A 26,719-nucleotide genomic window follows, 5' to 3' on the forward strand; every position below is an offset into this window, starting at 1 on the left:
CCTCCTTATTTTTCTTTCGAGTAGTCACGGATACGCGGCGGTATTAGAGATACATCGACGTCTTCATACGAAATTTGCGGACCGTCTGGCGTCCATGTCGCTTTGGTTGTTTTCAAGAATTCCTCGTCGTTACGGTCAGGGAATTCTGGTTTATAGTGAGCTCCGCGGCTTTCGTTACGCAGAAGTGCTCCAAGTGTCATCGCCTCAGCAAGCTCGAACATGTTCCACAATTGACGAGTGAACGATGCGCCTTGGTTGTTCCAACGAGATGTATCATTCATGTTGATATGATGGTAACGTTCTTTCAGCTCTTTGATTTTGGCGATCGTTGCTTCAAGTTTCTTATTGTGACGTACAACGGTCATGTTGTCCGTCATCCATTCGCCAAGCTCTTTGTGAAGAAGATATGCGTTTTCTGTACCTTCCATTTTGATAATGCTTTCGAATTTTTGTTCGTTTTGTTTCTTATAGCGATCGTATACCGTCGAAGAAACATCCTCAGCTGATTTTTTGAGTCCTTTAATGTATTCCACAGCTTTAGGACCAGCCACCATACCGCCATAAATAGCAGACAGCAAGGAGTTTGCCCCCAGACGGTTCGCCCCGTGGTATTGGTAATCACACTCTCCAGCCGCGAATAGTCCTGGGATGTTCGTCATTTGATTGTAGTCAACCCACAAACCGCCCATGGAATAGTGCACCGCAGGGAAAATTTTCATCGGAATTTTACGAGGGTCATCGCCTACGAATTTTTCATAGATTTCAATAATACCGCCAAGCTTAACATCTAGTTCCTTCGGATCTTTGTGTGAGAGATCTAGGTACACCATGTTCTCGCCGTTAATACCCAGCTTCTGCTCTACGCACACATTGAAAATTTCCCGAGTCGCAATGTCCCGCGGAACCAGGTTCCCATACGCAGGATATTTCTCCTCAAGGAAGTACCAAGGCTTACCGTCTTTGTATGTCCAGATCCGGCCGCCTTCACCGCGGGCAGATTCAGACATAAGACGAAGCTTATCATCTCCTGGAATAGCTGTTGGGTGAATTTGAATGAATTCACCGTTAGCATAATGGACGCCTTGTTGATATACAGCACTTGCTGCTGTACCTGTATTGATCACGGAGTTCGTTGTTTTACCGAAAATAATACCAGGACCGCCTGAAGCCAAAATAACTGCGTCAGAAATGAACGCATGCACTTCCATCGACTTCAAATCTTGAGCGACAATACCGCGGCATACACCTTCATCGTCTACAATAGCCTGGATAAATTCCCATCCCTCGCGCTTCGTTACAAGTCCTTCTGATTCCCAGCGGCGAACTTGTTCATCCAGCGCGTACAATAACTGCTGACCTGTTGTCGCTCCGGCAAAAGCGGTACGGTGATGCTTCGTTCCTCCGAAGCGGCGGAAATCAAGAAGACCTTCCGGAGTCCGGTTAAACATAACCCCCATCCGGTCCATCAAGTGAATAATGCCAGGTGCCGCTTCAGCCATTGCTTTAACAGGCGGCTGATTCGCGAGGAAATCCCCGCCGTATACTGTATCGTCAAAATGTTCCCAAGGAGAATCGCCTTCCCCTTTCGTGTTCACGGCACCGTTAATACCGCCTTGCGCACATACCGAGTGAGAACGTTTAACAGGAACAATCGAAAATAAATCTACATGAACGCCGGCTTCTGCAGCTTTAATGGTTGCCATCAAACCCGCAAGACCGCCGCCGACAATAATAATATTTTTCTTAGCCATCTTTAGACCCTCCTTAGCCAATGAATGGTTGAACAGATTGCATGAGTGAAGCTGCCGCTTGAAATTCTTCCCCGCGGAAAGCGACAAGTGAAAGGATGAACATAAGTGAGATGATTACAAACAGAGTCATACAAATGTAGGAAGATACCCGCTGAGCTCTAGGCCCAATCGTAATCCCCCAGCTCACTAGGAAAGACCACAATCCATTGCTGAAGTGGAACACTGCAGAAATGACACCGATTACATAAAGCGTAAACACAAATGGATTCGATACGATGCTGTTCATGTGTTGACCGAGCTCTTCATGTGTTACATTCCCTAAAGCAACTTGGAATCTAGTTTCATACACGTGCCAGATGACAAATATAAATGTAATGACCCCAGTAATACGTTGAAGCAGATATCTAACATTCCGTTCATACCCAAAACGTCCGACATTCGGTTTAGCCTGGTAAGCAATATACAAACCGTACACCCCATGATACAAGAGAGGCAGAAAGATGAAGAAAATTTCTAAAAACCATACTATCGGCATACTGTTGAGCAATGTGACATAACTGTCGAACTTCTCTTTACCGCCTTCATAAGCCGAAAAGTTGGTCAGCACATGCTCCACAATAAAGGCACCGAGCGGAATGACGCCTAGCAGTGAATGCAGTTTTCTGGAATAAAACCCTTTCATAAATCAGCGTTCCCCTTTCGTAAATAGCGCATTTTCATAATAGATAGTTCTCCAAACTATTCATACACAACGTTGACCTGGAAAATTGTCACAATTTATCGATAAGTTGTGAACAACTTGTGTCATCCTTCATGTTACTCCTTTTTTTCTTATAATGGAATTGCAATATAATTATTAAATGTTATAACCTAGACGTATAACGATGAAAGGAGTGGAGTGACTTTGCTTGAAGATCTGCACGTTTTTACAACGGTGGTTGAGCAATCCAGTCTAAATAAAGCATCCAAGCTGCTGAATCTATCACAGCCGGCATTGTCTCGTAAAGTCGCCAAATTAGAAGAAGAACTGGGCGTATCGCTGTTTCATCGCAAAGGAAAAAGGCTCGAGCTTACAAAAATCGGTCAGTTGACCTATACATTTGCACTCGAGCAGCAGCAGCATTATATTAAGTTTCTGCAAAATATTGCACAGTTCAGAAATGATGAGCAAAGTACAGTGACGTTAGGTGCTAGTTTAACGACGCTCCAAACGACCCTCCCATCTCTTGTGAATACGTTCATGGAAAAGCACCCGAATGCAGATCTGAAGCTAATTACCGGCAAAACACACGAAATTGTGTCCTATCTCCGTGACAATAAGGTAGATGTCGGCATCGTTGCTTCGTCCATTAGCGAATCCGGCCTCCATTGTATTCCGCTTTTTCACGATCACTTGGAGCTAGTACTTCCTAAGCATCATGTAATGACGAATTCAAATCATTTGGAAATGGACCAGTTAAACGGTCTTCCCATGATTACATTCTCCAAAGGAACCTGGTATCGTAAACTTATCGATGATTTATTCCTTCAATATGGAATCATGCCTGACGTTCGTATGGAGATCGATTCTTTCGAAGCCATTATCAGGCTTCTTCCGACATCTAAAGCAGCTGCACTGCTTCCAAAATCGTATTTACGCCCTCAATTGCTTGAAGACAATGGATTAACTGTTATACATATGAAAGAACTTGAACAAACGAGACGAACGACATGTCTTATTTATGCTGACAAGGCTGAATTAAGCAGGTCCGCTCGTAAGCTCATTTCCGAGACGATGACAGCTTTTCAAGTGGAATAGGTCTTAAAAACAAACAAAGAATCCTCCTGTGTTACTAAAAACACAGGAGGATTCGCTATTCTTCCAGTCCAAGTTTGCGTGCAGCTAGAGCAGTTGTACTGGCTTGTACGATAATCGTCAATACGATCGCCATAAAAGCAATCGCTGAAATCTCACGTGCATGGGCGATTCCCATGCCTGCAATCATTCCAGAGAGGGCTGCCGGAATAACGCCTGTCTCCCGAACCCAAGACATAAACAAAAGTTCACGCCAAGTCCATTTTGTCTTACGATCTGGAAGAGCACACAGCAGAACGGTAATAGGTCTTGCAATGAACATGAGCACAAGGACAGCAGCAAGACTCGGCCAGAAATACGTGCTAAGTACGCCAAAATTCACTTGGCTGCCGAGAAGCATAAAGATGAGCATCCTCATCATAACCGCCGAATTATCCGCAAATGAGCTGGTCTCATCCAGCTTGTCTTGCATCGATAGACCGAATTGATGCGCGTTGCCCCAAATTAAACCAGCAACAAAAGTAGCCATAAAGCCGCTTACACCGAGTATATCACCTACGAGATAGGAGCCGAGTGCAACCACAATCATTCCGATCGTCGTATATTCCCGCAATATTCCGTGTTTCTTATGAGCAACTAAATAGGTTAGGATGAGGGATACAACGATACCTACCAATATTCCGCCAATCGCCGTTTTCAGAAAATCCCACGACATCGCTCCGAAATCAAGTGTTCCCTTGCCGCTAGCCACAGCGAGTAAAGAAAACGTAACGATCGATCCAGTCGCATCGTTAAATGCGGATTCGCTCTCTACCGTCTCACGAACCCGCTGCTTAATCCTCACCTGCTTAAAGACAGGCATAATGGACGCGGGGTCCGTTGAAGCGATAACAGCCGCCGCTAGGAAAGAATAAATCCATTCCATCCCAAACAAGTAGTGTACTGCAACCCCAACAAGGGCCATCGTAATTAACACGCCTGGTACGCTTAGTAAAGTAAGAGTAATCCATACTTTACGGATTCCGCTAAAATGAATGTTTCTTCCCCCATCAAACAGAATCAGCGAAGAGCCTACCGTTAAAATAAGCTGATTCGTCAGTGAACTGCTCGTTTCACTAATAAGGTGAAGGCCTTGACCTAGAAGCATCCCTGCGGCAATAAACAAGACAACATCCGGCAGTTTAAGAAATGCCGCTAATTTCCCGGCAATCATCCCTACACTCAATATAAAGATCAGTAAAATTAATAAATGTTGAATGATATCTGTAGTTGAGCTTTCCATGAGTGTATTTGCACCTTCGTTTTTTTAATTTTTGTTGACAACCTCAGCTTCAAAGCCGTCAATTTTTTCATTTGCGCCAATGATAACCATGATATCGCCCTTCTGAAGGTGGTCAAGAGCTGTGGGTGCTACGATGACCCCATTCGGCTTATGGAGGGCGACGATACTGCAGCCAAAACGGGCGCGCGGATTAAGCTCTGCCAGTGTCTTACCATGCAACTGCTCAGGCACTGTCATTTCCACGATACTATAATCTTTAGACAGCTCGATATAGTCGAGTAAGTTTGGCGTTACAAGTTGATGAGCTACGCGGATTCCCATATCCCGCTCTGGGAAGATCACACGATCTACGCCTATCTTCTCCAGTGCGCGGCCATGGAGTGTCGTTATTGCCTTAGCAACAACCGTTTTTACTCCTAAATCTTTTAATAAAATCGCTGCTAAAATACTCATTTGAATGTCGTTTCCAATGGCGACAATCCCGCAATCAAAGTTGCGTATGCCGAGCGACCTCAGCACTTCTTCATCTGTGGCATCCGCCACAACGGCATGAGTAAGCAATTCACTCATATCGTTTACGACTTCCTCATCTCGGTCAATGCCTAGTACCTCGTAGCCTAGATCCATTAATTCCGTAGCTAGAGCGCCGCCAAATCGTCCAAGACCGATTACTGCAAACTGCTGTTTTTTCATCTCTCTGTTCAAACTCCTTATCCAATGATCATTTTACCCTCTGGATGACGGTACAATTCTTTACCTTTCTTAGGCCCCAGTGCATAAGCTAATGTGAGCGGACCAAGGCGGCCTGCAAACATCGTAAAACTAATCACTAGTTTCCCAACCAAAGTAAGGTGCGGTGTTAATCCCATCGTTAGACCAACGGTTCCAAACGCGGATGTTGTTTCAAATAAAATCATTAAGAAGCTGCCGCTCTCCGTTGTGGATAGAAACATGGATACGGCAACGACTAGAAATAATGCAAGCAGTGTAATCGTCAATGCTTTGAAAATTCGATCCTGTGCTAGACGATAACGGTAAATGACAATATCGTCTCTGCCGCGGATCATCGCGCCAACAGCACCAAGCATAATGGTAAAGGTTGTTGTCTTAATACCGCCGCCAGTTGATCCTGGAGATGCACCAATGAACATCAGTATGATAATGAAAAACTGTGTAGCCTGCCGCAAACCGCCAATGTCAAGCGTATTGGCTCCTGCAGTACGCGGGGTCACAGACTGAAAGAATGAGGCGAGTATTTTGCCTCCCCAGTTAAGGGAACCGAGTGTTCTTGGGTTCGTGAATTCGAAGACGAAGATGACTAGCGCACCGACGACGATCAGGGTCGCAGTCATCGTTAGGACCACTTTCGAATGCAAAGAAAGTTTACGATTTTTTCGGTAGTCTACGAGATCCGACAGCACAATAAATCCGATACCGCCTGAAACAATAAGGAACATAGCAACAAAGTTGACAACCGGATCGTATACATAGCCTGTTAAGCTGCGGAACCCTCCGAACAAATCAAATCCTGCATTATTAAACAGAGATACTGCATGGAAAACGCCGAAATAAGCGGCTTTGCCTATCGGAAAGTCAAAGGCCCAGCGAATCGTAAATATGAGCGCGGCGCAGCTTTCAATCAAGAGCGAAAACAGCAGCACTTTACGAATAAGCCGTACAATACCTTCCATCGAGTTTTGGTTCATGGCCTCTTGGAGAACGAGACGGTCACGCAGCGAAATTTTCCGTTTCAATACGAGGGAGAATAACGTCGCCATCGTCATAAATCCGAGTCCGCCAACTTGAATCAATAACATAATAACGACTTGCCCAAACGTTGTAAAAAATGTACCTGTGTCTTTGACGACAAGACCGGTCACACAAGTAGCCGATGTCGCTGTGAACAGCGCATCAATAAAGCTTAACGGCTCATCTGACGTGGTGGAGATGGGAAGCATCAGAAGAAATGAACCAATGAGAATAATCGCTGCAAATCCCAATACTAAAATTTGTGGGGGCGAGAGCCGAAGCCATTTCCAATTCATTCACATTTCACCTCATTAGTATTAACAAAAAAAAAGAAGCACTGGAAATCCAATGCCGCTTATCTGGGTTGGTTCCTGCTGCAAAGGCCTACGAGGTTAGCTGACGGATTCGGGCATGCACAGTTTGCCCTATTCGCTGTGCTCTAAGCATAGCGTAATTCACCCCAAAGGTTTGGTTCCCCCGTTTTCTAATTAAGGAAATTCGGCCATATATTCAATTGCATAGTGATTATAATACTTTATTACGTCACATCACAAAGCGATTTTTCATGAAAAAGGGATGAAATTAACGGAAAAGACGATAATCTATGATGTAGAGCTATTATTATCTGCATTTTACGAAAGTTTACCCCTGCTTTTCATCACTTATTTTCATAAAATTCTGTTTGTTCAATATGATGTATGGTACAACTATGTTATCAACACTTTTGAAGGAGGATTTAAATGAATCCCACTGGGCAACCGTTAACACTACGCATCAATCATAAAAGATTGGGGCTGCTTGCGGCCATCGGTCTCGTTATTTTTTTGTTCTTACAAGTATTCCCTAGTACAGCTTCCGATACATTAGAAATCCAGTCAACAAAAATCATTTCCAAAGAAAAAGCTGCTGAAGCTGCGAAAACGTTTATACAATCGCACTTTGACAACATAACTACACTAGGAAAACCTATTATCACCTATCAATCCAAGTCTGATTTATATGGTTATTTGTCCAAAGAGAACCTGCTCAAATCTTATAATAAGAAATTCGAAAAGAAAGTCCCTTATGATGTATACCGGGTTCGTTATACCGACGTAGATCAATCAGGCCATTACATCGATGTAGATGTTCATATGACAACCGGCAAAGTCGTGGGGTACACGATCGATTCCATGAAATCTGAGTATAGTATGAACCTTATTTTTAACGAAAAATCGGAGCAAAGGAAACAAAGCGTTCAGCGGAATCTAGAGGGCAATCTATCGTTATCAGACAAAGAGAGTCTCGCCGCACCTGTACTTAAGGAATGGGGCTACAGTAAACAGTCACTTACGCTAGTTACCAAAGACAATGAACCAGGTCTCGTATATACTGTACCCAATTCAAAAATTGGGAATTCCCAATTGGAGCTGAAATTTTCTTTCGTAGACGGTGAAATTCGGTCCTTTGAACCAACCTTTACGGTGCCAGCGTCTCATACTGCTTATGTGAAATCGGAGACGACCAAAGCGAAATGGATGACTTTCGCTGGATATGCCTTTTTAACTTTTGTACTCGGCATTCTGGCCATCGTATACAGCATCATCACAAGAGCGCATACGTCATTTAAACGCGGTATTTTTCTAACCATTTTATATTTTGTCATATCGATGGCTGGAACATATAACATGCTTCCTCTGCTCGAAGGAGAAGGATTAACGGACGGTTATCTTGTATTCGGCATTTTATTTCAAGCGGTGTTCACTTTATTCATGTGCGCTCTGCTCTATTTCTCACTTGTAGGCGGGAATGGCTTGTGGAAAAAAGAAGGGCTGAATCCGTGGCCCCGTGCCAAAGAACCAGGTTACGGCAAATATGTTCTGAATAGTATGATTGTCGGCTACGAATGGGCCTTCATTCTGCTAGGCGTACAGTCCATTATTTATATTATTCTGGAAAATACAATTCACACGTGGTCGACGACCGATACGTCTCAGTCGCCGTACAATATGCTCTATCCATGGTTATTCCCTACGATGGCGTGGCTGGCTGGTATTTCAGAAGAAGCAACCTATCGTCTGTTCGGCATTAAGATGATGAAGAAAATCGTGAAGAACACGTTCTTAGCCTGTTTAATCCCGACTATTATTTGGGCGTTCGGCCATACTCTATACCCAATTTATCCGGTCGTCTCACGTCCAATTGAATTAATCATTATAGGCTTACTGTTTAGTTTTATTTTCTTAAGATACGGATTTATTGCGGTTATGTTCGCGCATGTCATTTTCGATAGCATTTTGATGGGATACGGCTTAGTAACGGTAGGAGGAACGCTCAATATCTCTGTAGGCATCGCTTCCATCATCATACCTGCGATCGTTGCATATATCATTTATTTGTTTAACCCTGCAAAAAAAGAGAAGCCGTATGTTACGACTCCTCATCTTGAAGGGCAGCAATAATTTGAGTGGCGAGTTTCTCGCCGATCGAGAGAGGCCGGAAGTCTTCGACGCTGGCCTCTTTTATTTTTTTAATGGAACCGAAATGCTTCAGCAGCATTTTGCGGCGCTTCTCACCAACCCCAGGTATCGCATCGAGCTGCGAAGCGATCATTGATTTGCCGCGTTGTTCACGGTGGAACGTGATTGCAAAACGGTGAACCTCATCTTGAATCCGCTGAAGCAAATAAAATTCTTGACTGTCCCGAGGGAGCGACACAGGTTCCGGGGGATCCCCGACCATCAACTGCGCTGTCTTATGCTTCTCGTCTTTAACAAGACCGCATACTGGAATGAACAGACCCAGTTCATTCTCGAGCACGTCGACAGCGGCTGAAATTTGCCCTTTCCCGCCGTCTACAACAATGAGATCAGGCATCTCCAAATTTTCTTTCAGGACACGTTCATAACGACGCCGGATGACCTCACGCATCGTTTCATAATCGTCCGGTCCTTTGACCGTCCGAATTTTGTATTTACGATATTCCTTCTTGGCTGGCTTACCGTCAATGAATACAACCATCGCTGATACTGGATTTGTACCTTGAATATTCGAGTTATCGAATGCTTCAATCCGATGTGCGGACGAAATGCCGATAATTTTCCCTAAATTTTCAGCAGCGATAGATGTACGTTCTTCATTGCGCTCAATAAGCCGGAACTTCTCGTCTAACGCAACTTTGGCGTTATCGATAGCCATGCTGACCATCTGCTTCTTAAGTCCGCGCTGCGGCAAACGCACTTTTACGCCAAGCCACTCCTGCAGCAATTGAGGACCATCCTCATCTTCTTCCGAATCCGGAGCAGGCAGCAAAATTTCCTGCGGCAATGCAGGATTGTCGCTATAGTACTGTGTAACATAGGACATAAAATCACTGTATGGATCGCCGTAGAATGGAAATACCGATCTATGCCGTTCGATCATTTTACCTTGCCGCATATACAAAATTTGAACACACATCCAGCCTTTATCCACGGCAAAGCCGAACACGTCACGATTCTTCGCATCACTTGTCGTAATTTTTTGTTTTTCCATGATAGCGTCAATGCTGATGATTTGATCTCGCAGCTCTTTTGCCCGTTCAAAATTGAGCTCTTCAGCTGCAGCTTCCATTTTGCGCTGTAAGTCTTTCTTAATGTCCTCGTGTCCGCCGCTTAGAAAGCGGGTAATCTCATGCGTAATTTCTTCATAAGAAGATTGAGGTATTTCCTTGACGCAAGGAGCCATACACTGACCTATATGATAATACAGACATACCTCTTTCGGCATGACATTACATTTGCGAAGCGGATACATCCGGTCAAGCAACTTCTTCGTCTGCTGGGCAGCGTAAGCATTTGGATACGGTCCAAAATATTTCGCTTTATCCTTGAGGACACGCCGAGTCACCTCAAGCTTAGGGTGAGCCTCATTCGTAATTTTAATATATGGATACGTTTTGTCGTCCTTAAGCAGAACATTGTAACGCGGCATGTGCTGTTTAATTAGATTATTTTCGAGAATAAGAGCTTCCATATTGCTGCCGGTTACAATATATTCGAAATCACGGATTTCCGAGACGAGCATCTGCGTCTTCCCATTATGACTGCCGGTAAAATAAGAACGAACGCGATTTTTCAAAATTTTAGCTTTACCAACATAAATGATAGTGCCATCTTTGTTCTTCATTAAATAACAACCCGGAAGATCAGGCAGCAGAGCCAGCTTATTGCGGATGTTCTCCATTGCCTTTTCCTGTTCTTCCAGTTCTTTCATGAATTGCTCCACTTGCTTCATCCCTCCCGAGTAGAACATCATCAATGTAACTTATCATATTATAAGAAATTTTTACAGATCGTTTCAATTCCATATTATGTGTAAGCAAAAAAGCCCCCGGCCGTAAGACCGAAGGGCTTCTAATGGTACAATTATTGGTGTTTAGCAATAATGTTTTTCAAAGTTTCTTTGGAGTTCACTCCAACCACTTTATCCACGGGTTGACCATCTTTGAAGAAGATCAAAGTTGGGATACTCATTACACCGAAACGGGAAGCAGACTCTGGGTTGTCATCCACGTTTACTTTTGCAATTTTAACAGAGTCGCCAACTTCAGTTGCCAGGTCCTCTAGAATTGGAGCAAGCATTTTGCAAGGTCCGCACCATGGAGCCCAGAAGTCTACAACGACTGTTCCGCTTCCTTCTACTTCAGAAGTGAACGTTTGGTCAGTTACATTAACAATTGCCATATAAAATTCCTCCTTATATCATTGGACATTATTTCAATAATGAGACATCGGTTTCTCGACATCATCAGTATACCACCTTATTTAGAAAATGTGAAATCATTTGAATTACAGATTAACTTTTCTTTACAAAACATTTACCCTTTAGTTATACTGTTCTTAATTAGGACTGTCTATGCTTTATGGTAAGATAATCCAACATGAGGAGGCAATCACCATGGATGTTAACGTTCATCTTGCGGATCCACGGGAACACGTTAATGAAGAACCCCGTGACGACTTAGGTGATTTGATGACCGGCTTTTTTGGAATGGCTGGTTTTATGTTCCTTATCTTTTTAGTCATGGTTTTGGTGAAATTTTTCGCGGGCTAAGAGTGTATTCCCAAGAAAAAAGTCTGATCCTCCGCATGTTCATTCGGAAGCTCAGACTTTTTTTCTATATATTGAAGAACATAATATTAATGACGTCCTCGTTTGTTCTCTCCATTCACGACAATGACATCGACAAACGGAGAAATTCGATCCATCAGCCGTTGTCCTTTGTACACTTCTTCCCCATCCTTACTTGTGAAGCTGAGATGCTTCTCTAATCCCTCAAGCGAATAGTTCGATGTATAGAAAGTTGGCTTACGGTTCATTCGATAGTTCAGAATCGAACCTAATACATGGTCACGAACCCAAGGATTTAAATTTTCGGCTCCAATATCGTCAAAAATAAGTAAATCCGCCTGCTTCATCACTTCGATCGTTTCTTTGATTTTGGCGCCGTCCTGCAGCATCGATTTCAAATCCTCGACAAATTCAGGCATGTAGACGATCGCACCAGTGTATCCCGCTTTCGCAAGTTCATGCAGCAAGTAGCACATTAAAAATGTTTTGCCTGTTCCAAAGTGACCTGTCAAATACAGTCCGTGAATAGGCAGTCCGTTCTGCTTCACCTCATTAATATAACGGAACACTTGCTCCACAGCATGTGCGCGTTTAATGTCCTTCGCCATAATTTCCACTGCATCATAACCTTCAGCAAGTGCTCGCTCATCTACGTAGAAGCTGTGAATCCGTTTTTTAATATCTTGCTGCCGTTCTTTCGTAAGCTGCAGCGAACATGCCACTTCATGAGCATAGATTTGCGCTGTACCATTTACGTTCTCAACGGACAGCCTCGTATAGTGACCTTGAAAATCATTCGGGCAATGGTCAAGACCAGGACATGCCGCACAGTTGTGCTGTTCTTTAACATATTGATACACTCTGCTCATATTAACGGTAATACTTTCATCCTTAAGCTCTGGATGTTCATTCCGCAGCTTCTTCACGAGCGGATCGTTCAACAGCTCAGCTGCAAGCTGCTGGGACTTTTGCCTCAGCTGAGGGTTTTTCATTTGCTGCAAAATTTCTGCTAAAGATTCCATAAGCTCCTCCTTTCTTTCTTACTGCTTATCCTTTTTCTTGCTAGCTTGCATCTGCTCAGCCATCCGAATCAGTGCTGCAAATTCTTCTTCAGATACGGTCTCACCTTGCTCTGTACTTTGCACTATCGGTATTTCAGGTTTGGACTTTGCTGTCTTATTGTAACTACGGGTACGCGGCGAAGCTGAGGCATACGTGCCAGCAGCTTGTCTGCTTTTCACTTTGGATTGTTCCCTGATGTACTCTACAGCCTTCTCATACGTATTCACTTGCTTCAGCAGCATGTTCGAGGCAATCGCCTCCACGAAATTACGGTTAATGCGCTGTTCACTTCCTGAAGTTAAGAGAGACATTAAATAATGAATAAGTACGTTGATCACTTCACCCGGCAGCTTATAGCTGAGGTCTATTTTCTCGAATATGTCTAGAAAATTATCCGGGACAGAGCCTGGGAAAAAAGTTTGCAGCATACGCGTATAAGGCTCATTTCGAAGCATCATGTTATATTGATGAATATCGCATTTCGATTGAAACTGCTGCGGAACTTCCAAATAATATTCCATTTGTACGGCATGCTCGAGCGGAACGGCCGTTTCTGACTCTCTTTGCTGCATCAACTCCACTTTACCAGCCAGCACTTGGCGTTCTTCTTGGCGCTTCTTCCCTTGACGGAAGTGCAGACTCGCTTTATGCTGCAGCTCATCAAACATCAGATCTCCATCAGGCGTGAAAATACCGTCTTCATCGAGAAGTCTGCAAATATCTTGAAGACTTAAATTGTATTTACGAACCACATAGTTGACGATCCCCATCTGTTCATGGTTGTAACGAAGCTTTTCTACATATGCACGGTTAGCCGATTCACGGGGAAACCGTAAAATGATATCGGCATAATTGACTCCATCCTCATCATCTGCGAGCTTCAGCCCAGGCTGTCTAGATGTAGCAACCTCAGCTAAAGCTTGCTCTAATTCATAGTCAATGACATGCGTATTTAATTCAAAAATATCATAAAACGGATGTGATATATTTTCTTTATTCGTAGACAGGCCCGCCCATTCTTCCGGCTCTTTGCTCCATAGCTGCTCTCGCAAGGACAACACGGCAAATTTGCCGATTTTATCACGCAGCAGCAGTGTTAGATGTTGTGTCTTAAAAAATTCTGCTGGCGAAAGCGGCGGCTGTAATTCATATTCATAAATATAGTCATCGTTCTCTGGTATATAGACCCGGCTTGTCTGTAGCAGCCCGACAGCTTCCAGTTTGGATGCCTGCTCAATGACATACTTTCGTCCCTTCTCACTTGGTTCAAGACCAAGCGTAAGAAACAAACGACGCTGTTGTTCGATGCGCGAGTATCCTACCTGCTCCAGCGGAATATGCTGAAACAACAGTTGATAGAAGCTAATCGCAAACGCACCTACCATCGGCTGATAGATCATACTCAGCATTCTGCTGTCCAGAGCGCTCAAAGAAAAGTCTCTGTATACGCAGTAACGATGATTTTCGGTAAAATGCAACAAACTTTTCATGCGCATCGCTTGTGTTCCTCCAATAATTTGATCCATTTCGTCATCAAGGTTGTAGCACTATTCTATCATAAGAGAAACGAGGATTCGAAGTCTATTTTGTTGGAAGCTGATGATGTTCATTTGGATATGATGAGAAATATAGTAAAAAGGCCACTCCTTTCATAGGAATGGCCTTTTAGATCATCAACTATTTTTTCGAATGAATCCAGTCTGCCAAATCTAGAACAACTTGCTCTGGCACATTTGCAGAGAGTGCATATTCATTACCGGTAGAAGGCTTATCATACGGAACAAATAAATGAGTTAATGCAGGGTAAGATTTATATACGACATTACTCCGTCCCGCTAAATCTTGTTTCCAAACATCTAAATTAGATTTATCTACTTGAACGTCATTCTCACCTTGGGCGATGAACAGGGGTACTTGCTGTTTCTTAGCAATTTCCGGACCGCTGTAATTTCTAAAATCGTACCACCAATAAGCATTTCCAAGCGGAAACTGCTGTGGAAGGTTGTCTTTTGAATATTGTGGATCTTTAATTATTTTATAGTACTGAATGACCTGCTCAATTTGCGCTATAGCGGACTCAGGCACTCCTGCAGCTCTATAACGCTCAATGGCTCCTTCATACTGCTTAATGACTAAATCTTCTAAAGAACCGCTCGGCGCAGCCATCAGCATCGCTCCAGCGATACTTTTATCCGTATCGGCTTCAAGGATTCGAGGAATGAGCATTCCTCCCTGACTATGACCGAGTACATAAATTTGGGAAGTATCAATTTTCTCTTCTGCTTTCAATGCTTGAACGGCATAGATTGCATCGTCAATTGTTTCTTCCTTCACCGTAAACTTCGGAAAATCGGATCTAATCGGATATTCTCGCGTTCGCTTGTCATAACGCAGCACGGCAATCCCTTTGTTCGCCAGTCCTCCAGCGAGATCTCGGAACATCTTACTGCCGCCGATCGACTCATCGCGGTCATTTGGACCTGATCCATGAACAAGAACAACGACAGGAAATTTGCCTTCTCCTTTAGGCAATGTAAGTACTCCTGGTAATTGAAAAGGGCTCTGTCCGATGACAACCTCTTTCTCTATGTATTGATCAGGGTGATCGTAGGAAGGGGCTTTATAATTACTTGATACATCAGTCACTAATCCTATGTCATCGAGTAACCCCTGCTTATCAAACCTAAGCTCTAATGCAAAAACGGCTCCTTGAGGCGTCTTGTAAACTAATCTCTCATTACGATGAACGAGCGATTGATTAGAATCTGCCTTGAGTAGCGTCCAACTAGTCCCAAATAACGAGCCAATCTTAATCGGCATTAGGGAAAGCTGTTCTATCGGAAGCTTAACCTTTAAAGAGCTATTTAATAATTGCTCGGCATTCTCGAATTTCCCTTGTTTCATTCGTGCCATAAAGTACAGTGCCTTTGTTCTCGTATCAGCATGCTCTATGTTGATTCCATCTGTGCTGTTCCAATCTACATCCACTGCGAGCGCTTTATTGAAACTTGCTAGTGATACTAGAGTCACAAGCTCCTTATTCTGTACCGGAGCAGATGATAGATTAAACGCTCCTCCGTTTAATGTCGATTGCGATTGATTAAGCTGCACTCTCCACTCCTTATCGCCAAGTGATACACGAATCGCTTTATCGCTTGGCAGCCACTGTACATCAGCACCTAAGGCTTCTGCGCTGCTTCGGAGCGGCACCAATACTTCCTTCGTATCCTCCGCAGAAATAGATGCAGGCAAAATAAGAGCCGATAACACACTTGCTGCGAGCATCGCATTCACAAATCTGTTCTTCATCCCAAACATTCCTCCCCCGTAAAATGAATCGAATTCATACATTTAAAAGTATAAAGTTTAAATTTTACAAAAACAAGAAATATAAGGAAATCAATAAACAAATAAAAAAACTCCCCTTCTGGGGAGCTTTATGAAAATCCTTATGACTCTGAAAATGAACAAGCATTAGAACATTTTATAACCTTTCTGCCGTAACGTCTGGATCGTCCATCCGCTGAGAACAGCCCCAGCAAGTCCTGAGATTGCTGTCAAATAATCAACAAGCCGGAAGGATGCAATATGAGTCCAAAATGAGGTCTCATGATCCCATAATGAATAGACGACGATCGGCAAAATGACGATGATAAATAAATATGCCGGAAACCACGTAGTTTTCATTAACATATTTAATATGAAGCCAATACCGAACATCATAACAAAGAATAGTATCATTAAAATGATGACGACGATAAAGCCCATGATTGCTTATTCACCTCACGAATTTAAGTATAAAGCGCACAGAATATGTATGGACTAGTAGTAAGTGTACTAGAAAAATAGTGACGAAGCAATGAACATTCGTGAAGAGATTGTGAATCCATTTGCCCTAATAAAGGAAATTGGGATACAATGAAATAGGCAATATGGCCATGATTAAATATTAAATTCATTATATATATTTTAGGAGTGATGACATGAACGAGGCTACACTAACACTAGAGGGTTGGTATGCGCTCCACGATTTTCGCTCAATCAATTGGGCTGCATGGAAAGCTGCAGATGATGAGGAACGTGCAGTAGCTTTGGATGAGCTGAACGCATTTCTGAAAGAGTGGAGCGACGTTGAAGCAGAGAAGCAAGGAAGCACAGCCGTATACAGCATTGTGGGACAAAAAGCAGATTTCGTGCTTATGCACCTGCGCGAAACATTAGATGAACTTAATGCGATTGAGAATGCTTTTAACAAAACAACGTTTGCCCAATATACAACAAAAGCTTACTCTTATGTGAGTGTCGTTGAACTGAGCAACTATTTAGCCTCTTCAGACGGCGGCGATCCAATGCAAAATCCGCATGTCATTGCCCGTCTAAAACCAATATTGCCAAAAGCATCTTACATTTGCTTCTATCCAATGAACAAAAAACGTGATCTATCCGATAACTGGTATATGCTAACCATGGATGAACGCCGGGATATGATGCGCAGTCATGGATTGATTGGCCGCAACTACGCTGGTAAAGTAAAACAAATTATTACCGGCTCCATTGGTTTTGACGATTGGGAGTGGGGCGTTACACTGTTTGCCGATGATGCGCTTCAGTTCAAAAAACTGATCTACGAAATGCGCTTTGATGAAGTCAGTGCACGCTTTGCTGAATTCGGATCGTTCTTTGTCGGCAATTTGCTCTCTCCTGAGAAGTTTGAAGAAATGCTTAAATTATAAGAAAACCTTCTAACGTCGTGTTCATAAAAGGTGCCCCTGATCATCATCAGGAGCACCTTTGTTCATTTTTATTGATCGTGATCTTGGTCTAAAGATTCAAGATATTCGGCTGTTGCACGGTCCCGGGCACGACTCTTTTCTTTCAACCTCTCAATAGCCGGAAGAATAAGAATGTCGATCTCTTTCTGTACCGTATATGCTAAATCATACTGCTGCTGATCTTCTAAATACGAACCCACTTCCATAAGCGCGTTATATCGATCCAGTTCATCACGAGTAAGAAGTCCCCGAACTTGAACACTACAGTGTCGCATTTTACAAAAATCTTCCTTTCCTCAGAACGAGTGGAATACCGCCAATAATAAATTGGTATCTCATATCAACTACCTTTTTCAGCTGAGCTGCAATCCAGCCTTTGTACTTCTTCCCGCCTACGGAGGCTATGGCCTCTCCTTTACCAAGCGAAGCAACTGTTCCTTTATGACTGAACACGAATTTCTTCATCTCTTGGCCCCGAATGGAAGCAACTACATTTTTCGCACATAACACACCTTGCTGCATCGCAATTTGCGCTGTTGGCGGATAAGGTCTTCCTTCCGGATTAAAGACGAGCGAGTTATCCCCAATAATGAAAATATGATCATATCCTGGGGCACGCAAATATTCATCCACTTTCACACGTCCACGCATCGTTTCAAACCCTGCAGCTTCGATCAGTCGGTTGCCTCTAATACCGCCTGTCCAGACGACCGTTGCCGCCTCAATCTCTTCACCTGTTGCCAGAACAACACCATTTGGTGTCGCTTCCCTAATGGCAACGCCAATCTTGAACGTAACACCTTTCTTTGAAAGCACGTCCATCGCATATTCCACAAGTTCTGGATCAAATCCCGGCAATGCGCTTGGCGCAGCCTCTACATTATAAATATGAACTAAATTCGGATCTACGTCATATTCTTTGCAAAGCGCTGGAATGCGGTCAGCGAGTTCTGCTACAAATTCGATACCGCTAAAGCCTGCACCGCCAACGACGAAATTCAGACGGTCTGAACGGCTTTGGTCTGTCTTATAGAGCGCAAATTGATATTCAATATGTTGGCGAATCATCCGAACCGAATTAATGCTGCGAATGGTCATCGCATATTCAGCAAGTCCTGGAATGCCGAATGTTTCAGGTTCTCCGCCTAAAGCGATAATAAGATAATCAAAAGATAACGTTCCATCTTCTAAAATGACTTTTTTATCTCTCACACGAATTTCTTTAACCGTCGATTTTACTAAATCAATTTTAAATTCATCAATCAGTTTGGATATGTTCACTCTTGAATGTTTGATAGAGTCGGTGCCTGCTGCAGGCATATGTAAATGGGTTGTAAAATAATGATAATCATGTCGATTGACAAGCGTTACATCCGCTTCATTGTAGTTTAATTCTTTTTGCAGACGCTGCGCGGCTAATATTCCCCCATATCCAGCACCAAGAATAACGATTTTAGGTATACTGCTCATTCTGATTTCTTTCCCCTTCCAGTAAGTAAATCTGATCTCTATCTTGTTCATCGTTCCTGATATGAAAATATTACTATCATTTTAAACGTTAATATATGCATTATCAAAAAAAATTAATATTTTTTTAAATGTAAGCCTGTACAAAAAAGGTATTCTTTGCAATAAGTGAAAAGTGCAGTTTATAATAGGTACGTAGTTGATAATTTATCTCATTTAGTTGGAGGTGCTTTACCAGTGTCATCGACAAATACAAGCGGTGAAATGACAGATCTGCTCATTATTGGGGGCGGTCCTGCAGGTATGTTTGCCGCTTTTTACGGCGGAATGCGTCAAGCATCCGTTACATTAGTTGAAAGTATGCCTCAGCTTGGAGGGCAGCTGGCAGCTTTATATCCTGAAAAATACATTTACGACGTAGCTGGTTTTCCAAAAGTGACTGCACAAGATCTCGTCAATAACTTAAAACAGCAAATGTCGTTATTTGAGTCTAATATTAGACTTGAAGAAAGAGTTATTTCCGTTGAAAAGAAAGAAGAACGTCACTTTGTCGTTAAAACGGACAAAAATGAATACCATGCGAAAGCCGTTATCATTACTGCAGGGGTAGGCGCTTTTGAACCTCGCCGATTAGAACTTCCTGAAGCGGCGCGCTTTGAGAAAACGAACCTTCACTATTTCGTCAGCGACCTTAACCAATTTGCCGGCAAAAAAGTGCTCATTAGCGGCGGCGGAGACTCTGCTGTTGACTGGGCTCTTATGCTTGAGCCGATCGCTGAGCAAGTTACGCTTATTCACCGCCGTGATAAGTTCCGTGCGCATGAACATAGCGTTGAAAATTTGATGAATTCAAAAGTCAAAGTGATAACTCCTACTGAAATTACAAAACTGCATGGCGAAGACCGCATTACAAAGGTAACACTCGCACATGTGAAAACAAAAGAAGAGCAGGAAATTGAAGTAGACGATGTAATCGTTAACTTTGGTTTTATCTCTTCGCTCGGTCCAATTGCCGAATGGGGCATTGAAATCGACAACAATTCCATCGTAGTCGATTCCCGTATGGAGACAAGCATTCCAGGAATATTCGCTGCCGGAGATATTACGACATACCCAGGTAAGCTGAAGCTGATTGCTGTCGGATTTGGCGAAGCGCCAACGGCTGTCAATAATGCAAAAGTTTACATTGATCCAGAAGCCCGCCTTTCTCCAGGACATAGCAGCAACATGAAATTGTAATAAACAATCGTTTATTTAGAACAAAAAAGGGTATCTTAACCTTGACGGGCAGTTCATTACCGTTCAAGGAGGGATACCCTTGTCTTATATTTGTCCTTTATGCAACGGCTTATTACCGTTAACTTGTCCATGCCCTAACTGCCAACAAATGACCTTAGATCAGGGAAAGCTTGAGGATTATGCCGGGCCTTATAGTCCATATGGTTCCATCGATCAGTACCGTTCATCTGACGGGTGGCGAGATGAATCAGGATGCCAGCACGTCATACATTGTCCCTATTGCGAACAAAGCTATATATATCACGTCAACACTTGGCAAATGCCCAGTACCGTATAGTTAAGTTTTGTACATCTTGCCCCAACAATACAAAGTTGATTAGTTCAGCAAAGCGTTGCTTTCGACTGCTAGACTTCTTTTATGAATTTCAGCTAAAAGCAATGCAATAAACTCTCGATCTAGTTTTAACTGGACAGCCATTTGATACGAATCGAGCAGCATTTCATCTGTCAGCATTGCCATCGTTAACACATCCTTTCCTATATTTTCTAGGAACAATCATAACAGACGAAAACTATCAGAACAAGCGTTCTTGTTATCCACATTGAGTTGTGGAAATCCTGTGAATAGATTGTTGGTAACTGTCGAAAACGCTGTTATTATGCAGTGGATAATGTGGATAAAAGTTATACACAGGTTAGATCTATCGAAAAGTATAAAAAAATTCTATCAAAATATTTTTGATAGAATTGAAGTTTTATATATTCGTTGCAAAAAAACCTCCTGATACAGTGGGCTCTAATCATCCACGGGAACAGAAGGTTTTATTTATTAAAAGGATACCTTATTGTTTGAAATTAGCATTGTTCAGGATTTGGTTGTCCCGCATCTTCACGTGTACGGAAGCTTGAACCGCAGCCGCAAGTTGCTATTGCATTCGGGTTATGGATCGTAAAGCCACCGCTCATTCCAGACTCTTTAAAATCTACTTCGAGACCATCCAAATATTTCACACTTTCTTTATCGACAACGACTTTAAGCCCTTGGATATCCATATAAACGTCATCTGCTGATTCTTCGTCATCAAATCCCATTGCATAAGAAAATCCGCTGCATCCGCCAGGTCTAACTCCGAGACGTAAAAACATATTCGGAACTTCTTCCTGAGCGAGCATATCTTTTATTTTATCAGCTGCTGTTTCGGTAATTGTTATCATCATCCAACCTCCTTTTGCTTACTTATTTATAGTATACTCCACAAAAAGCGATGTCTCAAGTCATACAATTGCTGGCAATGGATAACTTATGATCTCCATATTGCCCCATTGTTAGCAGAGGTTTATAATAGGTACGGAACATTGAACTAAAGAGTCGGAATTTTGAAAAGATACCGGCTTGATTTTATGACATTCATTGTAACTTTTTTCACATGATACAGATCACTAAGTGATACACTTTTTCATAACATCATTTCAAATTGTAAGATGCTCAAAAGAAATCATTAGGAGGAATCAGGATGTCCACAATCGTAAGTCCGCAAATGGACAAAAGAATGGCGGAAATAGCAGACAAAGTGCATAATGGTGAACGTCTGACTTTAGAAGACGGAGTTTATTTATATGAAAGCGATGACCTTCTTACAATCGGTCAGCTTGCAAATGAAGTGAATATGCGCAAAAACGGCAAAAAGGTATATTTCATTGAAAATATGAGCCTTTACTTTACAAATGTATGTGAATCTTATTGTGCATTTTGTAATTTCCGTAAAGATCCCGGTGAGGAAGGCGCTTATACTTTGTCCGGTGCGGAAATGATTGAGTATGTAGAAAAACATATTCATCCTGAAATCCGCGAGTTCCATATTGTTGGCGGTCACAATAACAACGTCCCATTCCAATATTATGTAGACTCCATTAAAGCGCTCCATGAACGTTTTCCAGAGGTGACACTGAAAGCTTATACAGCTGCTGAAATTGAATTTTTCACAAGAATCAGCGGTCTGAGCATTGAAGAAGTATTGCAACAATTGCGCGCAGCTGGTCTTAAGACATTAACTGGCGGCGGAGCCGAAATTTTGTCCGATCAATACCGCAAAAAAATGAAAGTCGATAAAGCAAACGTTGATCAATACTTAGAAGTTCATCGGACCGCACATAAGCTTGGCATGAAGACTCACACGACAATGCTGTACGGGGCTATCGAAACACATGAGGACCGTATTCGTCATATGCTGCAAATTCGTGAGCTGCAAGATGAAACAGGCGGTTTCATGGTATTCATTCCACTATCCATGCAGCCTAAGAGCAAAAATGCAAGCATCATGCGCCGCAACTCTGCCTATGAAGATTTGAAGACGATCGCGATCAGTCGCTTGATGCTCGATAATATCGATCATATAAAAGCATACTTCATCAACATTGGACCTCAGTTAACGCAAGTTGCACTTAGCTTCGGAGCTTCCGATGTTCACGGCACCATCCTTAAAGAACAAATCAGCCATGCTGCTGGGGCATTAACGCCAGAAGGACTCACTCGCAAGGAACTGATTTGGCTTATAAAAGGTGCTGGACGGATTCCAGTAGAACGTGATACTTTTTATAATGAAATTAAAGTATATGAGTAATTGAATCTCAGCTACACTACTTCAAGCCGGAACAGAGAAAGGAAGAACGATTGAAATGCAGAAATTCGTCATTCTTGGCGGGGGCTATGGAGGGCTTGCTCTCATCGACACTCTTTTTAAAGGTGATATTCCTCTAGACACCACCGTCATACTGGTTGACCGTATGCCTTTTCAAGGATTGAAAACGGAGTACTATGCACTTGCGGCAGGAACTGCTTCTGATCACGAGTTAAGAGTTCCTTTTCCTTCCTATCCAGGATTGCAAATTAAATATGGCGATGTCACTTCTATTGATCCAGACAATCGACTTATTTATTTTCATGAAGATGATCCTTTAGAGTATGATCAACTGGCAATCGCACTTGGTTGCACAGACTGTTATCATAATATTCCTGGCGCAGATGCATACACAGCCAGTATCCAATCTTTTTCCAGCACGCGAAGAACTTATCAACTTTTAAATGATGTTAAACCCTATGGACATGTAAACATTGTCGGCGGCGGTTTGAGCGGTATTGAAGTTGCTGCAGAGCTGCGTGAGAGCCGCCCCGACCTCAATATTAATATTCTTGACCGCGGTCCGCATTTATTATCCTCATTTCCAAATAACATGAGTCAATATGTAGAAGATTGGTTCCGGGAGCATGATGTAAATACGCTCTCCAATATTTCTGTTTCTCGAGTGGAACAAGGGGCCGTTTATAACCGAGACGAAGAAATCATTTCAGACGTGACGGTATGGACTGCAGGCATTGAACCGGTGAAAGTGGTTAAAGACTTGAATGTTCCTAAAGACAATAAGGGCCGAATTGTCATCAATGAATACCACCAAATTCCTGAACACCCAGAAGTGTATGTTATTGGCGACTGTGCTAGCTTACCTTATGCCCCAAGTGCGCAAATCGCAGGGCTCCAAGGCAAACAAATCGGACATATCGTACAAGCTTTATGGAAAAATGAAACCCCACGCCTTTATCCGCTCAAAACTAGAGGAACGCTAGGTTCTCTAGGCAAGAAAGCTGGATTCGGGCTAATGGGGAAAAGATCCGTCGTTGGTTTCGTACCTCGCTTACTCAAAAGCGGAGTGCTCTGGAAATCGAAACGCCACTTCGGTTAATCGAAATCAATGGCATCCCATGCTTCAATTTCTTTAATTTTATCTAGAATTAGTTCATATAATTGATCAGCGGTTTCCGCTTCGATAATTTCGCCATTCACCATGGCATATGGAAACATATAGCATAGAGTGCAGTTGCCTAGACATCCGTACTCTAAAACATCATAATCGGGATTTTGCTCTAATTTCTCCATCACTTCATCTGTACCATGATGCATATTGTTCGTACAAAATTCGATAATCGGTCTCATGTATAGTCACCTGCTTTGTTTAACCATTTTATTTTTGCAATGCTTTGTAATATAATATACCTAAGAAGGGAGTTGAAAATATGAGCAACGCACAAACGACAATGTATGATGAAGTCGCAGAAGTGCTTGATAAACTTCGCCCGTTCCTGCAACGCGATGGCGGTGACGTGGAACTCGTCGATGTTGAAGACGGCATCGTTAAATTAAGATTGATGGGTGCATGCGGCAGCTGCCCAAGCTCCACAATTACCCTGAAAGCAGGGATCGAACGCGCACTTTTTGAAGAAGTGGAAGGCGTCGAAGAAGTTGTACAAGTATTTTAATCATATAGCATTTCAAGAGAGTCTTGAGCTTATTATGGAGCTTAAGACTCTTTTTTGTTCATAGATTCTGAAACTTACCCAATAACAGTTCTCCTATAACTTAAGTATAAGAAAAAGTGAAGTTAATGTCTAATCCAAATAGGTGTACGTTTCTGGAAATAAAACATTGAATGAAGAGATCGTGCTTCGAGCACAATAATGGTCGTTCGGAATTATTCATAATAAGGTGGTGAGACTGTATGCAACGGGTAATGTCTATACTTGGTAGGATGAACAATCGAAGAACTATTCTGTCGTTGTTAGCTCTAGGAGTTGGCGCCACTGCCCTTGGATGGACGCGTCGCCGAATGAGCGGTAACGCTCGTCGTCAAATGTTACAGCAACCATTTCGTAGAATGATCCGAGCTTGGAAATAATCATTTTCTAGAATAAACAGCCGAATGCGCCACATCTCGGCTGTTTATTTGTACTTCTCTGAAGGATGTGCCTCAGATGCCATATATGAATATAAACGGTAATAATATGTATTATACGGACAATGGAGAAGGAATTTCTATCATCTTCGTTCATCCTCCCGTATTAACAAGCTTAAATTTTAAATATCAGATGGAAGGTTTATCTCCTTACTTTCGTATCATCGCTTTTGATATTCGAGGGCATGGAAAGAGTGAGCCTTCGAACATGAACATCACCTATCCTTTAATTGTAGAAGATATTAAGCAGCTGATGATTTCGCTCAATATTGAAAAAGCTTATTTGTGCGGATATTCCACAGGGGGCTCAGTCGTACTCGAATTTCTGTTAACCCACCCGGAACTGGCATTAGGCGGTATAGTCATTGGCGGGATGTCCGAAGTAAGTGACAAAACGTTAAAAAGCAGAATATCGTACGGCCGAATGTTTGCCAAAATAGGAGCAATTCGGGCAATTGCACTATCCACTGCTTGGACACAAGCAGATAGACCGCGTTTATTTTGGCAGTTATTCCATGACGCTAAGAAAGCCAATGCTAACAATGCGGAGCAGTATTACGAATATAGTTTGCAATATAACTGTACAGCTCAATTAGGAAACATAGAACAGCCTGTACTTCTCATTCACGGAGGAAAAGACAAACTCTTTAAGCCATACGCCGAGCTGTTAAGTCAACGATTGCCGAATAATGAGCTCGTAACTATCAAAGGTGCTGATCACCGTATTCCTACGAAACAAGCCGATCAATTGAATAGATTAATTAGACAGTTCATACATCGCTTAAAATAAAACAAATCCCGCTAACACAATTTCGTGCAGCGGGATTAGATATAAATATTTCAGATTTAGAATGCTGGAATGACAGATCCTTTGTAGGTATCATTGATGAATTTTTTAACATCTTCACTTGTAAGAGCAGCTGCCAATTTCTTAATGGCATCCGAATCTTTGTTATCTTCACGAGCGACCAAGAGGTTCGTGTAAGGAGAATCTTTACCTTCAATGAAGAGCGCATCTTTCGTTGGAACCAATTTCGCTTCTAGCGCATAGTTCGTGTTGATGAGAGCCAAATCCACTTCATCCAATTGACGAGCAAGCATTGCTGCATCAAGCTCGATGAATTTCAAGTTTTTAGGATTTTCTGTAATATCTTTAAGTGTTGCTTCAATACCTGCATTTGGTTTAAGTTTGATCAAACCATTAGCTTGAAGCAATAGAAGAGCACGTCCGCCGTTCGTTGCATCGTTAGGAATTGCTACTGTTGCACCGTTTGGAATTTCATCAACTTTTTTGTATTTCTTAGAATAAGCACCGAAAGGTTCTACGTGAACACCAACAACTGGAACAAGGTTCATACCGCGTTGTTTATTTTGATCATCAAGATAAGGTTTATGTTGGAAATAGTTCGCATCCAATTGTTTTTCATACAATTGTGTGTTCGGTTGAACATAATCCGTAAATACTTTAATTTCAAGATCGATTCCTTCTGCTGCTAATTTAGGTTTAATGAATTCCAAGATTTTAGCATGCGGTTCAGCTGAAGCACCGACAACCAATTTTGTTTTTTGTGCAGGTTCAGTTGCAGTTGTTGTATTCGTACTTGTACTTGCTCCTTCGTTCTTATCAGCAGCTTTATCAGCTCCACAAGCTGCTAGTACGAGAACTAGCGTTAAACTTAGTACAGATAATAACCATTTTTTCATTTCTGTTTCCTCCCCAATGTTT

The 26,719-nt window shown here is 42.4% G+C and carries 27 protein-coding genes and 1 riboswitch; of the genes, 10 read left to right on the forward strand and 17 right to left on the reverse strand.

Annotation, left to right across the window (positions count from 1 at the left end; all coding sequences use genetic code 11):
• Positions 1-5 precede the first annotated feature (5 nt).
• Positions 6-1,751 carry a succinate dehydrogenase flavoprotein subunit gene (gene sdhA, locus J2Z20_RS13855; RefSeq protein ID WP_209851391.1) on the reverse strand — a complete coding sequence of 582 codons (1,746 nt, stop codon included), beginning with the start codon at positions 1,749-1,751 and terminating at the stop codon, positions 6-8.
• 13 nt (positions 1,752-1,764) lie between these two features.
• A complete protein-coding gene (locus J2Z20_RS13860; protein ID WP_209851395.1) occupies positions 1,765-2,433 on the reverse strand; it encodes a succinate dehydrogenase cytochrome b558 subunit in 669 nt (222 codons plus the stop codon).
• A gap of 222 nt (positions 2,434-2,655) precedes the next feature.
• Between J2Z20_RS13860 and J2Z20_RS13865 the strand changes: the two genes are divergently transcribed.
• Positions 2,656-3,549: a LysR family transcriptional regulator gene (locus J2Z20_RS13865; RefSeq protein ID WP_209851399.1), complete on the forward strand. Its 894-nt coding sequence runs from the start codon at positions 2,656-2,658 to the stop codon at positions 3,547-3,549.
• Positions 3,550-3,604: 55 nt separating this feature from the next.
• On the opposite strand, the gene J2Z20_RS13870 is transcribed toward J2Z20_RS13865, so the two are convergent.
• The 3 genes from J2Z20_RS13870 to J2Z20_RS13880 are packed head-to-tail and all read right to left on the reverse strand — an operon-like array spanning position 3,605 to position 6,873.
• Positions 3,605-4,828, reverse strand: a complete 1,224-nt coding sequence (locus tag J2Z20_RS13870; RefSeq protein WP_209851402.1) for a cation:proton antiporter — start codon at positions 4,826-4,828, stop codon at positions 3,605-3,607.
• 24 nt (positions 4,829-4,852) lie between these two features.
• On the reverse strand, positions 4,853-5,521 hold the full coding sequence (locus J2Z20_RS13875) for a potassium channel family protein (protein ID WP_209851405.1): 669 nt from the start codon (positions 5,519-5,521) through the stop codon (positions 4,853-4,855).
• Between the two features lie 17 nt (positions 5,522-5,538).
• Positions 5,539-6,873 (reverse strand): TrkH family potassium uptake protein, encoded by a 1,335-nt coding sequence (locus J2Z20_RS13880; RefSeq protein WP_209851408.1) that lies wholly within the window; start codon positions 6,871-6,873, stop codon positions 5,539-5,541.
• 70 nt (positions 6,874-6,943) lie between these two features.
• Positions 6,944-7,091, reverse strand: a riboswitch (cyclic di-AMP (ydaO/yuaA leader).
• 226 nt (positions 7,092-7,317) lie between these two features.
• Here J2Z20_RS13880 and J2Z20_RS13885 point away from each other — a divergent pair.
• On the forward strand, positions 7,318-9,018 hold the full coding sequence (locus tag J2Z20_RS13885; RefSeq protein ID WP_209851421.1) for a type II CAAX endopeptidase family protein: 1,701 nt from the start codon (positions 7,318-7,320) through the stop codon (positions 9,016-9,018).
• On the opposite strand, the gene uvrC is transcribed toward J2Z20_RS13885, so the two are convergent.
• Both uvrC and trxA read right to left on the reverse strand, forming a co-directional pair.
• A complete protein-coding gene (uvrC, locus tag J2Z20_RS13890; RefSeq protein WP_415640032.1) occupies positions 8,987-10,831 on the reverse strand; it encodes an excinuclease ABC subunit UvrC in 1,845 nt (614 codons plus the stop codon). The two genes, J2Z20_RS13885 and uvrC, sit on opposite strands and share 32 nt — an antisense overlap.
• Before the next feature lie 131 nt (positions 10,832-10,962).
• Positions 10,963-11,280, reverse strand: coding sequence for a thioredoxin (trxA, locus tag J2Z20_RS13895; protein ID WP_209851424.1), 318 nt, complete (start codon positions 11,278-11,280; stop codon positions 10,963-10,965).
• Positions 11,281-11,494: 214 nt separating this feature from the next.
• Between trxA and J2Z20_RS13900 the strand changes: the two genes are divergently transcribed.
• Positions 11,495-11,650, forward strand: a complete 156-nt coding sequence (locus tag J2Z20_RS13900; RefSeq protein ID WP_209851426.1) for a YqzM family protein — start codon at positions 11,495-11,497, stop codon at positions 11,648-11,650.
• 86 nt (positions 11,651-11,736) lie between these two features.
• On the opposite strand, the gene dnaI is transcribed toward J2Z20_RS13900, so the two are convergent.
• From dnaI to J2Z20_RS13920, 4 genes are all read right to left on the reverse strand, one after another.
• Positions 11,737-12,690: a primosomal protein DnaI gene (gene dnaI / locus J2Z20_RS13905; protein WP_209851428.1), complete on the reverse strand. Its 954-nt coding sequence runs from the start codon at positions 12,688-12,690 to the stop codon at positions 11,737-11,739.
• 18 nt (positions 12,691-12,708) lie between these two features.
• A complete protein-coding gene (locus J2Z20_RS13910; protein ID WP_209851431.1) occupies positions 12,709-14,226 on the reverse strand; it encodes a replication initiation and membrane attachment family protein in 1,518 nt (505 codons plus the stop codon).
• A 181-nt stretch (positions 14,227-14,407) separates the two neighbouring features.
• Entirely contained in the window at positions 14,408-16,039 is a 1,632-nt protein-coding gene (locus J2Z20_RS13915; protein ID WP_209851434.1) for an alpha/beta hydrolase family protein, read from the reverse strand.
• Positions 16,040-16,204: 165 nt separating this feature from the next.
• Positions 16,205-16,498 carry a YuiB family protein gene (locus J2Z20_RS13920; RefSeq protein WP_209851437.1) on the reverse strand — a complete coding sequence of 98 codons (294 nt, stop codon included), beginning with the start codon at positions 16,496-16,498 and terminating at the stop codon, positions 16,205-16,207.
• Positions 16,499-16,713: 215 nt separating this feature from the next.
• Here J2Z20_RS13920 and hemQ point away from each other — a divergent pair, with 215 nt between their 5' ends.
• On the forward strand, positions 16,714-17,463 hold the full coding sequence (hemQ, locus tag J2Z20_RS13925) for a hydrogen peroxide-dependent heme synthase (protein WP_209851440.1): 750 nt from the start codon (positions 16,714-16,716) through the stop codon (positions 17,461-17,463).
• Between the two features lie 68 nt (positions 17,464-17,531).
• Here the strand turns inward: hemQ and J2Z20_RS13930 are convergent, their stop codons facing one another.
• Positions 17,532-17,777 (reverse strand): hypothetical protein, encoded by a 246-nt coding sequence (locus tag J2Z20_RS13930; protein WP_209851443.1) that lies wholly within the window; start codon positions 17,775-17,777, stop codon positions 17,532-17,534.
• A 1-nt stretch (position 17,778) separates the two neighbouring features.
• Positions 17,779-18,972, reverse strand: coding sequence for an NAD(P)/FAD-dependent oxidoreductase (locus J2Z20_RS13935; RefSeq protein WP_209851445.1), 1,194 nt, complete (start codon positions 18,970-18,972; stop codon positions 17,779-17,781).
• A gap of 261 nt (positions 18,973-19,233) precedes the next feature.
• Between J2Z20_RS13935 and J2Z20_RS13940 the strand changes: the two genes are divergently transcribed.
• Positions 19,234-20,208, forward strand: coding sequence for an NAD(P)/FAD-dependent oxidoreductase (locus J2Z20_RS13940; protein ID WP_209851584.1), 975 nt, complete (start codon positions 19,234-19,236; stop codon positions 20,206-20,208).
• A gap of 376 nt (positions 20,209-20,584) precedes the next feature.
• Here the strand turns inward: J2Z20_RS13940 and sda are convergent, their stop codons facing one another.
• A complete protein-coding gene (gene sda / locus J2Z20_RS13945) occupies positions 20,585-20,728 on the reverse strand; it encodes a sporulation histidine kinase inhibitor Sda (RefSeq protein ID WP_209851448.1) in 144 nt (47 codons plus the stop codon).
• A gap of 335 nt (positions 20,729-21,063) precedes the next feature.
• Positions 21,064-21,423 (reverse strand): HesB/IscA family protein, encoded by a 360-nt coding sequence (locus J2Z20_RS13950; RefSeq protein WP_209851451.1) that lies wholly within the window; start codon positions 21,421-21,423, stop codon positions 21,064-21,066.
• Between the two features lie 299 nt (positions 21,424-21,722).
• Between J2Z20_RS13950 and mqnE the strand changes: the two genes are divergently transcribed.
• Together mqnE and J2Z20_RS13960 are read left to right on the forward strand one after the other, a co-directional pair.
• On the forward strand, positions 21,723-22,829 hold the full coding sequence (gene mqnE, locus J2Z20_RS13955) for an aminofutalosine synthase MqnE (protein WP_209851454.1): 1,107 nt from the start codon (positions 21,723-21,725) through the stop codon (positions 22,827-22,829).
• A gap of 55 nt (positions 22,830-22,884) precedes the next feature.
• A complete protein-coding gene (locus J2Z20_RS13960; protein ID WP_209851457.1) occupies positions 22,885-23,946 on the forward strand; it encodes an NAD(P)/FAD-dependent oxidoreductase in 1,062 nt (353 codons plus the stop codon).
• Here J2Z20_RS13960 and J2Z20_RS13965 read toward each other — a convergent pair.
• The gene (locus J2Z20_RS13965; protein ID WP_209851459.1) at positions 23,943-24,197 is read right to left on the reverse strand and encodes a YuzB family protein; all 255 of its coding nucleotides are present in this window, start codon (positions 24,195-24,197) and stop codon (positions 23,943-23,945) included. The two genes, J2Z20_RS13960 and J2Z20_RS13965, sit on opposite strands and share 4 nt — an antisense overlap.
• A gap of 80 nt (positions 24,198-24,277) precedes the next feature.
• On the opposite strand from J2Z20_RS13965, the gene J2Z20_RS13970 reads away from it, so the two are divergent.
• The 3 genes from J2Z20_RS13970 to J2Z20_RS13980 all read left to right on the forward strand — a co-directional run bounded on the left by J2Z20_RS13970 (position 24,278) and on the right by J2Z20_RS13980 (position 25,783).
• Positions 24,278-24,520, forward strand: a complete 243-nt coding sequence (locus tag J2Z20_RS13970) for a NifU family protein (protein ID WP_209851462.1) — start codon at positions 24,278-24,280, stop codon at positions 24,518-24,520.
• 239 nt (positions 24,521-24,759) lie between these two features.
• Positions 24,760-24,936 (forward strand): hypothetical protein, encoded by a 177-nt coding sequence (locus J2Z20_RS13975; RefSeq protein ID WP_209851465.1) that lies wholly within the window; start codon positions 24,760-24,762, stop codon positions 24,934-24,936.
• A gap of 76 nt (positions 24,937-25,012) precedes the next feature.
• Positions 25,013-25,783 (forward strand): alpha/beta fold hydrolase, encoded by a 771-nt coding sequence (locus tag J2Z20_RS13980; RefSeq protein ID WP_209851467.1) that lies wholly within the window; start codon positions 25,013-25,015, stop codon positions 25,781-25,783.
• 56 nt (positions 25,784-25,839) lie between these two features.
• Here the strand turns inward: J2Z20_RS13980 and J2Z20_RS13985 are convergent, their stop codons facing one another.
• Positions 25,840-26,697, reverse strand: a complete 858-nt coding sequence (locus J2Z20_RS13985) for a MetQ/NlpA family ABC transporter substrate-binding protein (protein ID WP_209851470.1) — start codon at positions 26,695-26,697, stop codon at positions 25,840-25,842.
• Between the last annotated feature and the right edge of the window lie 22 nt (positions 26,698-26,719).

This window comes from Paenibacillus sediminis (assembly GCF_017873765.1).
In the GTDB taxonomy this organism is placed as follows: Bacteria; Bacillota; Bacilli; order Paenibacillales; family Paenibacillaceae; genus Paenibacillus_AG; species Paenibacillus_AG sediminis.

Coding starts and splice junctions, on each gene's coding strand:
- sdhA (WP_209851391.1), bottom strand. CDS start 1,751: ATGGCTAAGAAAAATATTATTATTGTCGGCGGCGGTCTTGCGGGTTTG.
- J2Z20_RS13860 (WP_209851395.1), bottom strand. CDS start 2,433: ATGAAAGGGTTTTATTCCAGAAAACTGCATTCACTGCTAGGCGTCATT.
- J2Z20_RS13870 (WP_209851402.1), bottom strand. CDS start 4,828: ATGGAAAGCTCAACTACAGATATCATTCAACATTTATTAATTTTACTG.
- J2Z20_RS13875 (WP_209851405.1), bottom strand. CDS start 5,521: ATGAAAAAACAGCAGTTTGCAGTAATCGGTCTTGGACGATTTGGCGGC.
- J2Z20_RS13880 (WP_209851408.1), bottom strand. CDS start 6,873: ATGAATTGGAAATGGCTTCGGCTCTCGCCCCCACAAATTTTAGTATTG.
- J2Z20_RS13885 (WP_209851421.1), top strand. CDS start 7,318: ATGAATCCCACTGGGCAACCGTTAACACTACGCATCAATCATAAAAGA.
- uvrC (WP_415640032.1), bottom strand. CDS start 10,831: ATGAAGCAAGTGGAGCAATTCATGAAAGAACTGGAAGAACAGGAAAAG.
- trxA (WP_209851424.1), bottom strand. CDS start 11,280: ATGGCAATTGTTAATGTAACTGACCAAACGTTCACTTCTGAAGTAGAA.
- J2Z20_RS13900 (WP_209851426.1), top strand. CDS start 11,495: ATGGATGTTAACGTTCATCTTGCGGATCCACGGGAACACGTTAATGAA.
- dnaI (WP_209851428.1), bottom strand. CDS start 12,690: ATGGAATCTTTAGCAGAAATTTTGCAGCAAATGAAAAACCCTCAGCTG.
- J2Z20_RS13910 (WP_209851431.1), bottom strand. CDS start 14,226: ATGCGCATGAAAAGTTTGTTGCATTTTACCGAAAATCATCGTTACTGC.
- J2Z20_RS13915 (WP_209851434.1), bottom strand. CDS start 16,039: ATGAAGAACAGATTTGTGAATGCGATGCTCGCAGCAAGTGTGTTATCG.
- J2Z20_RS13920 (WP_209851437.1), bottom strand. CDS start 16,498: ATGGGCTTTATCGTCGTCATCATTTTAATGATACTATTCTTTGTTATG.
- hemQ (WP_209851440.1), top strand. CDS start 16,714: ATGAACGAGGCTACACTAACACTAGAGGGTTGGTATGCGCTCCACGAT.
- J2Z20_RS13930 (WP_209851443.1), bottom strand. CDS start 17,777: ATGCGACACTGTAGTGTTCAAGTTCGGGGACTTCTTACTCGTGATGAA.
- J2Z20_RS13935 (WP_209851445.1), bottom strand. CDS start 18,972: ATGAGCAGTATACCTAAAATCGTTATTCTTGGTGCTGGATATGGGGGA.
- J2Z20_RS13940 (WP_209851584.1), top strand. CDS start 19,234: ATGACAGATCTGCTCATTATTGGGGGCGGTCCTGCAGGTATGTTTGCC.
- sda (WP_209851448.1), bottom strand. CDS start 20,728: ATGGCAATGCTGACAGATGAAATGCTGCTCGATTCGTATCAAATGGCT.
- J2Z20_RS13950 (WP_209851451.1), bottom strand. CDS start 21,423: ATGATAACAATTACCGAAACAGCAGCTGATAAAATAAAAGATATGCTC.
- mqnE (WP_209851454.1), top strand. CDS start 21,723: ATGTCCACAATCGTAAGTCCGCAAATGGACAAAAGAATGGCGGAAATA.
- J2Z20_RS13960 (WP_209851457.1), top strand. CDS start 22,885: ATGCAGAAATTCGTCATTCTTGGCGGGGGCTATGGAGGGCTTGCTCTC.
- J2Z20_RS13965 (WP_209851459.1), bottom strand. CDS start 24,197: ATGAGACCGATTATCGAATTTTGTACGAACAATATGCATCATGGTACA.
- J2Z20_RS13970 (WP_209851462.1), top strand. CDS start 24,278: ATGAGCAACGCACAAACGACAATGTATGATGAAGTCGCAGAAGTGCTT.
- J2Z20_RS13975 (WP_209851465.1), top strand. CDS start 24,760: ATGCAACGGGTAATGTCTATACTTGGTAGGATGAACAATCGAAGAACT.
- J2Z20_RS13980 (WP_209851467.1), top strand. CDS start 25,013: ATGCCATATATGAATATAAACGGTAATAATATGTATTATACGGACAAT.
- J2Z20_RS13985 (WP_209851470.1), bottom strand. CDS start 26,697: ATGAAAAAATGGTTATTATCTGTACTAAGTTTAACGCTAGTTCTCGTA.